This is a genomic window from Plantibacter sp. T3 (assembly GCF_902506515.1).
Classification (GTDB): domain Bacteria; phylum Actinomycetota; class Actinomycetes; order Actinomycetales; family Microbacteriaceae; genus Plantibacter; species Plantibacter auratus.
On the sequence record NZ_LR733288.1, the window covers coordinates 1 to 9945 of the forward strand.

Annotated in this window: 10 protein-coding genes; 4 read left to right on the forward strand and 6 right to left on the reverse strand. The window is 64.0% G+C overall.

The window, feature by feature from the left end:
- Nucleotides 1-316 precede the first annotated feature (316 nt).
- The 4 genes from lgt to lnt all read left to right on the forward strand — a co-directional run bounded on the left by lgt (nucleotide 317) and on the right by lnt (nucleotide 4731).
- Entirely contained in the window at nucleotides 317-1228 is a 912-nt protein-coding gene (gene lgt / locus GV015_RS18930; RefSeq protein ID WP_159880532.1) for a prolipoprotein diacylglyceryl transferase, read from the forward strand.
- A 22-nt stretch (nucleotides 1229-1250) separates the two neighbouring features.
- Entirely contained in the window at nucleotides 1251-1523 is a 273-nt protein-coding gene (locus GV015_RS18935) for a hypothetical protein (RefSeq protein WP_159880534.1), read from the forward strand.
- A 123-nt stretch (nucleotides 1524-1646) separates the two neighbouring features.
- Complete coding sequence (locus GV015_RS18940) at nucleotides 1647-3158, forward strand: multicopper oxidase family protein (RefSeq protein WP_159880535.1); 1512 nt, start codon at nucleotides 1647-1649, stop codon at nucleotides 3156-3158.
- Nucleotides 3159-3207: 49 nt separating this feature from the next.
- Nucleotides 3208-4731: an apolipoprotein N-acyltransferase gene (gene lnt / locus GV015_RS18945; protein WP_159880536.1), complete on the forward strand. Its 1524-nt coding sequence runs from the start codon at nucleotides 3208-3210 to the stop codon at nucleotides 4729-4731.
- Here the strand turns inward: lnt and GV015_RS18950 are convergent.
- The 6 genes from GV015_RS18950 to GV015_RS18975 form a co-directional block, all read right to left on the reverse strand.
- On the reverse strand, nucleotides 4703-5446 hold the full coding sequence (locus GV015_RS18950; RefSeq protein WP_159880537.1) for a cytochrome c biogenesis CcdA family protein: 744 nt from the start codon (nucleotides 5444-5446) through the stop codon (nucleotides 4703-4705). The genes lnt and GV015_RS18950 overlap by 29 nt on opposite strands.
- A 15-nt stretch (nucleotides 5447-5461) precedes the next feature.
- A complete protein-coding gene (locus GV015_RS18955) occupies nucleotides 5462-6064 on the reverse strand; it encodes a TlpA disulfide reductase family protein (RefSeq protein WP_159880538.1) in 603 nt (200 codons plus the stop codon).
- Nucleotides 6061-7008 (reverse strand): F510_1955 family glycosylhydrolase, encoded by a 948-nt coding sequence (locus GV015_RS18960; RefSeq protein WP_159880539.1) that lies wholly within the window; start codon nucleotides 7006-7008, stop codon nucleotides 6061-6063. The genes GV015_RS18955 and GV015_RS18960 overlap by 4 nt, the downstream gene beginning before the upstream one ends.
- Nucleotides 7001-8227 (reverse strand): M23 family metallopeptidase, encoded by a 1227-nt coding sequence (locus tag GV015_RS18965; protein ID WP_159880540.1) that lies wholly within the window; start codon nucleotides 8225-8227, stop codon nucleotides 7001-7003. The genes GV015_RS18960 and GV015_RS18965 overlap by 8 nt, the downstream gene beginning before the upstream one ends.
- On the reverse strand, nucleotides 8224-8877 hold the full coding sequence (locus tag GV015_RS18970; protein ID WP_159880541.1) for a M23 family metallopeptidase: 654 nt from the start codon (nucleotides 8875-8877) through the stop codon (nucleotides 8224-8226). The genes GV015_RS18965 and GV015_RS18970 overlap by 4 nt, the downstream gene beginning before the upstream one ends.
- A 333-nt stretch (nucleotides 8878-9210) precedes the next feature.
- Complete coding sequence (locus GV015_RS18975; RefSeq protein ID WP_236555604.1) at nucleotides 9211-9804, reverse strand: DUF305 domain-containing protein; 594 nt, start codon at nucleotides 9802-9804, stop codon at nucleotides 9211-9213.
- Nucleotides 9805-9945 lie beyond the last annotated feature (141 nt).

Sequence of the window (9945 nt, forward strand, 5' to 3'; positions counted from 1 at the left end):
CGCGATCCCCGCACTACGGCCGAACCTGGTCGTGTTGTCCATCAGTCGAACCTAAGCCGCGCGAGTCGCTTCGACCCAAGTCGATAACGCCGTAAGCCGATATCCTCGGGCGCTCGGGATCGAAGCTTGCCTGCTCGACACCGGTGGTAGCACTGCTGATTGACGTGGTCGACCTGCGGCTCAGGGCCTGCCGCGCGCATCCCGACCGTCGCGGCACCAGAGGTGTGTCTGCCCGTTGCTGTCCACCTTCTCCTCGCTCCGCGTCACGGCGCGAACCATTGTCATTCTCATTTCATCGACACGAGGTGTTTCCCCCATGCGGTTTCCCATCAGCATCCCAAGTCCCGATATCAGTTACCTGCAGCTCGGCCCGTTCCAGATCCACTTCTACGCGCTATTCATCATCACCGGAATCGTCATTGCCATCGCTCTCACCGCGCGACGGTTGACGCGCAGGGGCGCAAGCCCGGGCATCGTCCTCGATATTGCACTGTGGGCCGTACCCTTCGGCATCATTGGTGGACGGTTTTACCACGTCATCACCCATCCCGGCGACTACTTCTATCCAGGAGCAAACTTGTGGCGGACGCTCTACGTTTGGGAGGGCGGGCTGGCCATCTTCGGTGCCATCATCGTCGGTAGCATCGGCATCTTCATAGCCTGCCGCCGCTCTGGGATCAGATTCCTGTCCTTTGCGGACGCCCTCGCTCCGGGGATGCTCCTCGCGCAAGCATTCGGACGACTCGGGAACTACTTCAACCAAGAGTTGTTCGGAACCCCCACCACACTGCCGTGGGGACTGCAGATCGACTCGTCTCAACCAGCATTTCCAGCAGATCTACCCGCAAACACGCTATTTCACCCGCTGTTCCTCTACGAAATTCTCTGGAACCTCGCCGGTGCCGCGCTCATCCTCCTAGTTGAACGAAGGACACCACTGCGGTGGGGCCAAGCGCTCGGGCTGTATCTCATCATCTACGGCGTCGGCAGAGCGTGGTTTGAATCGTTCCGCCTGGATCCCACCGAACTCCTCATCGCGGGCATGAAAATCAACATGCTGACCGCACTGCTCACCGCGCTGGTCGGACTCACCCTGGTACTGGTGCAACGCCGACGTCACCCAGAACCCGAGCTGAGCCCCTACTTGCCCAATCGTGGCATCCGCCCGTCAGACCCTGTCACGCAATCCGTATCTGGCCCAGCTCGCCGACCAGCCACTGATTCCTAACCCAAACACCGATTGGACCCCGATGTCCCCGCATCCTGCCGGCCACCCCTCATCTGATGACGCACCCGCCAACGCAGAAGACCTCGCCCGTCGGAAATACCGGCGTCGACAGCGTTTCCTCCGCGCCGGCCAGGCACTCATGGTCACCGGAGCGTTGATCGGCATCAGCCACTGGCTCGCCCATCTCGGAGCATTTGGGCCTGAGCAACCTCCCGGGTGGTTGGACCTCGCGGCGGGCTACCCAATGGCTGCGGCGTTCCTCATCGCCGGCGCCATCGTCGCCGGCCAGAAATAGCCACCCTCCGCAGGCACTCGTGATCCACCTGGCAGCCCGCCTCACCAGCACCCTCCGCTCGGAGCCGGGCTGGAAACAACACACCGGCAATATTCTTGCCCGCTAATCAGAAAACGAGAAGTCATGTTCAACGCGAACGAGCCCCCAGCGGGCCTATCACGACGCACCCTCCTCCGGGCTGGGCTCTCAGGAGCCGCAGCGCTGGCGCTTGCGGGATGTGCTCCCGAGCCACGCTTCCTGTCGCCAACATCATCGGCTGTTCGAGACATCGAGGCAGCAAGACAGGCGACTGGCGCGTTGACGAAGGTTGCGTTGAAGGCAGCCGTCACCACTGTCGACCTTGCTGGGACTCCAGCTGCCACATGGGCCTACGGGCCGCTCCCCGCACCCACTATTCGCCTTCGACAAGGCGACGCTCTCGAGGCCACGCTCACCAACGAGTTGCCGGATCCCACCACCATTCATTGGCACGGCTTAGCACTACGCAACGACATGGACGGTGTCCCCAACCTCACCCAGGCCCCGGTCGCGGCCGGAGCAGCATTCAAGTACCGCTTCACCGCACCCGATCCTGGCACCTACTGGTTCCACTCGCACGTGGGCACCCAGCTCGACCGCGGCCTGTACGGGGCGCTGATTGTTGAAGATCCCAACGAACCCCTCGCATACGACGAGGAATGGGTTGTCATCGTTGACGACTGGCTTGACGGTGTGACGACAACGCCACCGCAAGTGCTCGACGAACTGTCCCAAGGCATGGGGAGCATGACCGGGATGAGCGATGGGCCCATGCGTATGGGAAACACGTTAATGGGTGCAACTTCAGACGCACTCGGCGGCGACGCGGGAGATGTGTACTACCCGCACTACCTCATCAATGGCCGCCCCTCCGGGGATCCCGAGACTTACCAGTCCTCCCCCGGACGCCGAGTCCGAGTACGCCTCATCAATGCTGGATCTGACACTGCGTTTCGGATCGCACTAACCAGTCACGAATTAACCGTCACACACACGGACGGGTTCCCGGTCACTCCGACCACGACCGATGCCATCCTGGTAGGAATGGGTGAGCGCTACGATTTCATCGTCACTCTAAGCGATGGCGCGTTTGCGCTGATCGCCGAGGCAGAAGGCAAGCAGGACAGAGCAGTCGCTATCGTCAGAACTGCCGCGGGCACCTCGCCGCCTCCCGACGGCGACACCCCAGAGCTCACGGGGCGAGTACTCACCGCCGATCAGCTCGTCGCTGTCGACAGCGCCCAGCTCCCCAACCGGCCGGTGGATCGCGAGATCACGGTCCGGCTGCGCGGTGGAATGAAACAGTACGACTGGTCCATGGACTACAACTCCTTCGACCTCAGTGATCCGATGGCTAAGCCCTACTCCGTATCGAGCGGCGAACGGGTGGCTGTGAAGTTTGTGAACACGACCACGATGTGGCATCCCATGCACCTCCACGGGCACACATTCCAGCTCGCTCGCGGCGGTGCCCGAAAAGACACCTCGATTGTGCTCCCCAACCGCACACTCACAGTGCATTTCGATGCCAACAATCCAGGACGATGGCTGACCCACTGCCACAACCTGTACCACGGCGAAGCCGGAATGATGGGCGTCCTTGCATACCTCGACTAACCGCTCGCTACCCCTGCACTGGGCTGTCCCGGTAACGCTGCTGGGTGGGATGCTCAACGCACTAGCGTTCCCCTCGCTCGGATGGTGGCCCTTGGCGTGGATCGGCACACCGCTGATTCTGCTTTCACTCGTCGGACGTTCAGTGAAAAGCGCACTCCTCGTGGGGGCCGGTGCAGGGGCCGTGTTCTGGGGAATGCATATCTTCTGGCTGACGGTATACCTCGGGCCCGCGCCGTGGGCTGCGCTCGTAATGTTGCAGACCCTGTTTTTCGGTCTCTTCTGCACACTGATCGCACTCGCCTGGCGATTCACCGACCGGGCGGGCAACCACTGGTGGTTGCGCTACCTCATTGCACCAGCCGTCATCGGCGGGCTCTGGGTCGCCCGCGAGACAGTCACCAGCACGTGGCCCTACGGCGGCTTCTCCTGGGGTCGTCTCGCATTCTCGCAATCAGAAAGTCCGTTCGGTGACCTTGCCTCCTGGGTCGGAGTGACCGGGCTGTCATTCATCATGGCCGCCATGAGCGCATTGCTCGCTCAGTTTGCCCGACGCACGCGGCCGGTGTCGCTACCGCGCAATGTGGGGATAGCGGCCGTGGCATTGACGGTCGTTGTCAGCGTGCCCAGCTTCCCGGTAGTCACCAACGGGACGCTCCGCGTTGGCGCCGTACAAGGCAACGCCGACGCCGGCCTGTTTTCCAGACCAGCGCCGGGCGAGATACTCGACAACCACATTGCCGCCTCCGAACCACTTGTCGGCCAGGACGCGGATGTGGTTGTTTGGCCGGAAAACGCATCGGACATCGATCCACTCCGCAACAACCCTGCAGCTCGTGCGCTCACTCGCATCAGCGAACAACTCGGAGCTCCGCTGATCACCGGAACATTGACCCAATCTGGCACCGACGACTTCAACAGCCTGCTGCTGTGGGACGGCGAAGGTGGTGCTGTCGACCAGTATGACAAGCTGCACCCGGTCCCGTTCGCTGAATACCTGCCGGACCGGGAATTCTGGACCCCTTTGGCACCAGAACTGTTCTCTCTCATTCCCCGGGACTTCACCAGAGGCAGCCGCGACAACATCTTCACCGTCGCGAATCTGCGAGCCGGCCTCGCGATCTGTTTCGACATCGTCGACGATGCGCTGATCCGGCAGATGATGGCGGACGGGGCTCAGATCATCATTTCACCGACGAACAACGCCGATTTCGGACGTTCGGATCAGAGCATCCAACAGCTCGCGATCGCTCGAATCCGAGCGATCGAGACGGGACGTAGCGTGGTGAATGTTTCGACGGTCGGCGTCTCCGCAATCATCGATCCCTCGGGCCGTACAATGACGCAACTGCCGACATTCCAGCCAGGCACCATGCTCGCAAACGTTCCATTGAGCGACACCATCACCCCCGCGACGGCAGCCGGCGGACGATTCGATGCGATTCCCACTCTGATCGGGTTGGCTGGACTCGTCCTCACCGGCGTGATCACACGCCGCACGCCGCCCCACGAGCGAGTACGCGTAAATCGTACACGCGGTGGTGTCGTCAGATGGGGAGCACGAATCCTCCGATGAGGGCCTGCAGGGAGTAGATCCACGCGGTCCACAGGCCGGAGATCATTAGCACGCCGATCACGATCAGCATCACCCCGCCGGCGATGTTGATGGCTCGGATGTGGCGTCGGAGAAACGTCACGGCAGCGGTCATCCAGTTCAGCCCGAGCGCGATGAGGAGGAACGGGATACCAAGCCCGGCGCAGTAGATCAGTCCCAGGAGCGCGCCGCGCAGCACCGATCCGCTGTTCAGGCTGAGGAGCGAGATCGCGGTGAGGGTCGGGCCGAGGCAGGGTGTCCAGCCGAGCCCAAAGACGATGCCGAGTAGCGGTGCTCCGGCCAGGCCGGCGGTCGGACTGGTGGGGAGTTTGAGGGTGCGCTGGAGGAAGGGGATCCCTCCGATGAACGCGAGCCCCATCAGCACGACGAGGATGCCGAGTAGGCGGGTGACCAGGTCCTGCCAGCGGATCAGCCAGGAACCAGCGGCCCCGAACAGTGCGCCGTAGGTGACGAAGATGATGGCGAACCCGAGGACGAACAGTCCCACGCCGAGGAGCAGCCGAGTCCGTGGTCTGGCACTGTTCTGGCTGGTCATGCCGCCGATGTAGCCGAGATATCCGGGGACCAACGGCAGCACGCACGGGGATGCGAACGAGACGATTCCGGCAGCGAGAGCGATCGGGGCGGCGAGGATGAGTTGTCCGTTGAGGACGATGCTGATGAACGTCTCACCCATGACACTCCCGCCTGTTCATTCGGGCTCGCTGAGGACGGTGGCGACGATGGCGTCGAGGATGCTGTCGTCGCTGATCTCGCCCAGGATGCGTGCAGCAACCCGCCCCTGCCTGTCGAGGACGAGTGTGGTCGGAACGGCATTGGCTGCGACCTCGCCGGTGAACGCGATCTTGAAGTTGCCGTCGTTCACATCGATCGCCGACGGGTAAGTGATTCCGTAGCTTGTGGCGAAGGTGAGGGCGGTGTCGACTTGGTCGCGGACGTTGACGCCGAGGAACGCGACACCCTCGCCCTGGTACTTCTCCCAGACTGCCTGGAGATCGTCCGCTTCCGCCCGGCACGGAGCGCAGCCGGCGTACCAGAAGTTCACGACCAGGACGTTGCCCAGGTAGTCGGTTGAGGCTGTAGGTTCTCCAGTTTCCAGCTCGCCCGCGAAACTGATCGGCTTGCCCCGGTTCTTCGCGGCGATCTCAGTGATGGTGCCGTCTCCGCCGATGTAGTTCTTGCCGCTACCCGCGCGATATTGCGCCGCAAGCGGGTCGTTGGCACAACCAGCCAGCAGCACCGCAAGGAGCACGGTGACGACACCGATGCGCGTCCGACGGGTGGGGATGCTCATTCTTGTGCTCCACTGCTGCTGGGGACCATGGTCACGGTGGTGATGCCGAGGTCGTTGCTCGCGGTGATGCCGCGATCGTCGGCGATGAGCAGCCATCCGGGTTCGCCCGGCACCCAACCAATGGCTTCTGGTGTCCCGGTGGTGCGCCCGGAGCCGGTCCAGACGCCGTCTGCGGCCGCCGCAGTCCAGATCTGCCCACTGGTATCAACGCCAAGCAGGCCGCCCTGTCCGGTTGCCGTGACCAGCAGCAGCGCCGGGGCGTCGCTGACCGGCTCGAAACTGTCCCCGCCGTTTCGGCTCTCCATCAACCCGGCAGCCGTGGTGGCATAGAGTCGCTGAGGGTCGATGGTGTCGGCCGCGAGGTCGCGCAGCTCGAGCTGGGCACCAGTGGTCCAGTTGCGCCCGTCCTCGACGCTGCGGCGAATGGTGCTGGTGGTGGCGTCGTATCCGTAGATGATCTGGGTGCCGTCGGCCTGGGTGGCGACGTCGAGGTCGTGGAAGTCGGTTTCACCGCGCAAGGAGATCGTCTGCCAGGTTTCAGCACCGTCGTCGCTTGCGATGAGGCCGAGGTTCGGCGGGTTCAGCTCCGGCTGCTCTGCCGGGTCTGGGTGTCCTGAGGCGTAGAGCAGTCCGGGGTCGGCGAGAGTGAATCCCATCGTGTCCTGTGCTCTGCCGGCCACCTGGGTCGGGCTCGTGATGTCGCTGCGGCCGACGCCAAAGAGGTAGGTGTCAGGAAGCGCCCCAGTGGGGAGCAGCCAGACGCCGTTGTGGGTTGCCGCATACGTTTGGCCGGTGCTCGGATCGGCGGCCAGCCCGTGTACGTGCCCGAAGTCCGGGGCCGATTCGGGCGCAGAGCTCGCTGCGGTGCAGCCGGCCAGGCCGGCGAGCAGCAGCACCGCGGCGATAGAGGTGAGAGTGATTCGATGTGTTGGTGGCTTAGCCAAGCTGGACTCCTCGGGCGCTCATGAACGGTTGTGGGTCGATGCGGGCTCCGTCAACACGGACCTCGAAGTGCAGGTGGCAGCCGCTGGAGGCCCCGGTGGTGCCGACGAGGCTGATGTTCTCGCCGGCCGCCACGGTTTGGCCTTCGCTGACAAGGACGGTGCTGTTGTGGGCATACCCGGTCTGGACACCGTTGCCGTGGTCGATGAGCACCCAGTTGCCGTAGCTTCCTAACCAGCCCGCATAAATGACGGTCCCGCCCGTGGCGGCATAGACGGCGCGGCCACACCCTGCGGCGAGGTCCGTGCCAGAGTGGAAGGCACTGACCCCGGCGACGGGTTTCTCGGGGCGCGGTCCGAACCGGTCACTGATCCAACCGGCGACCGGCAACGCCCACCCCTGGTTGCTGAGCTGACCGGAGTCCAGGGACGGGCCCGCGGTCCCTGCAGCGGCAGCGGCGGCTTCCGCAGCTCGGCGTGCCGCCTCACCCTTGGCGTAGTCCGCTTCGGTTGCCGCTCGGTTCTCCGTCAGGACGGTGAGCTGGGCGGCAAGGGTGGCAGCATTCTGCTGCTGTTGCGCGAGCGAGGCGGCAAGCGCGGCTGCAGCAGCGGTCGCCTCAGTGAGGGCGGTCTCTGCTTCCACGGCGAGAGCGCTGAGGGCATCACGTGCGATGACCGCTTGCGCGGTGACGGCGGCGGCAGCGTTGCGGTCTCGGGTCGCGTTGTCGTAGATCTGGCTGGTGCGTTCGCTGAGCTTGCTCATGCTGCTGAGCTTCCCGAGCAGGTCGGCGGCGTTGTCACCTTCCAGGATGAGTGACAACGAGAGATCGGATGCGCCGGTACGGCTGAGGCTCACGGCGAGACGGCCGGCCTGCGCTGCTGAGGCCGTGGCCCGCTGCGACGCGGCATCGGCTTGTGCCTGCAAGCTCGCAGCCCGGTACGTGCCCTCATCGAACGCAGTCTGCGCCGTCTCGTACTCCGCCGCCCGGAGGGTTGCGAGGTCTTGTGCGGCATCGACTTCAGCCGCGAGCCCGTCTATGAGGGCTTGGATCTGCACGATCTTCGCCTGCGCGGCAGCTTCATCCCCTCGCGCACTTTCCACATCTGACCAGCTCGGATACTCTTCAGCAGCTGAGCTCTGCGCCGTTCCGAGGATCAGAGCGAAAGCGAGTACCGCGACACTGGCGGAGAACGTTCGGGCACGCGACGGTCGACCGGTCATGATGCTCCCACCCGTGCAGTGAGCCAGGCGAACGGGTCAGTGGGGGTGGTGCCGTCGAGCAGGATCTCGAAGTGCAGGTGTGGGCCGGTGCTCTGCCCGGTGCTGCCGACGTTGCCGACGAGCTGCCCGACCTTCACCGGCTGCCCGACTTCCACCGCGGCAGACCCCTCGAGCATGTGGGCGTAGACGCTGCTGACGAGCTGCCCATCGATGGTGTGATCGATGACGACGTACACGCCCAGCCCGCCGTTGTCGGTCGGTGAAACCTCTCGGACAATGCCATCCGCGACTGCTTGGATCGGGGATCCAACGCCGGGGTTCATGTCGATGCCCTTATGGAATGTCGAGCAACCCGAACACGGCGCCACCCGGGGGCCGTAGTCAGTGCTGATGGGCACGCCGACGAGGAAGGGCCACTGGATCGCGCCCGGGTAGTTCGTGTACGTGCTCGCCGTTTGCGCATACGACGCTGTCGTCGGCCCGAGCTCGACCGTGTACCCGTCACGCAGCAGCTCGGTGGCATTGACATGCCCGACCGCGAGGCTCTGCGCGTCCCCGGCCGGTGCGGCCGAGGCGTTGGTGTCGGATTCGCTCGGCGTGGCGAACGCGGGGAGCGAGATGGATGCCGTCATCAACACGACGAACGTCATGGCCGCTGCACCGGCGCCGCGTCGTCCGCTGGTGCGGGCACGCGTGGCCTGCACCTGGGGGGCCGGTTGGGGCTGGGGCCTTCGAGCTTGTCGGCGAGAGTGCGGGAAGGGCTGAGGGGGCGGTGGTGGTGTGTCTCTGTGGCCGGCTTCGCGTTCGGCTCTGAGAGATCGGCGGGTGGGAAACGGTTCACGGGTGAGGTCGTCGATGATGCTTCCTTCGAGATAGCTTCATCCAGGCTCGCTTGGACAGCGTGCAGCCGCTCTGCTGGGTGCCGGCGGGCGCGCGAACACAGTTGCGCGCCCGCCGGCAGATCGGCGTGCCTGGAGGGACGGTTAGAGCGTGGCGAGCAGATCCTGCATCGTTGTGATCTCGTCGGTCTGGGTGGAAACGATGGTCTCAGCCATCGCTTTCGCATCGGCGTTCTTCCCGTCAGCGATCTCGGTCTGTGCCATGTCGATCGCTCCCGTGTGGTGCTTGACCATCTGTTCCAGGAACAGCTTGCTTGCCTCGGCACCGGTGGCTGCCTCGAGCGCCTGCATATCGTCGTCTGACATCATGCCGTCCATGTTGTGATCCATGTCCGACGCGCTCTCCTCGGCGCCCCACTCGCCCAACCACTCCTTCAGTTGGGTGATTTCGGGCTCTTGAGCGTCCTTGATCTGCGTAGCAAGCGCGACAACTCGATCATCGATGCCGTCCTTGGCGAGAATGACGTCGCTCATCTCCACCGCCTGCTCGTGGTGAGGGATCATCATCTGCGCGAACATGACGTCCGCGTTGTTCGACGTTGCCGAAGCGTCAGAGCTGTCGGACGAGCTCGATGACCCCATGTCCATGCCGCCCATACCGCCGCCGGAGCAGCCGGCGAGGACGAGAGCGGTGGTGAGTGCTGCGGTTGCGAGAAGGTAGGAACGTGCCTTGAACATCGTGTTATCCGTTCGTTTGAGCTGGGAATAAGAAATCGGTGCCCGGAGGGCAGAAGACCACGAAAACGTGGGTCAGCGATTTCAGCTCAGGTTCGACTGATGGACAACACGACCAGGTTCGGCCGTAGCGCGGGGATCGCA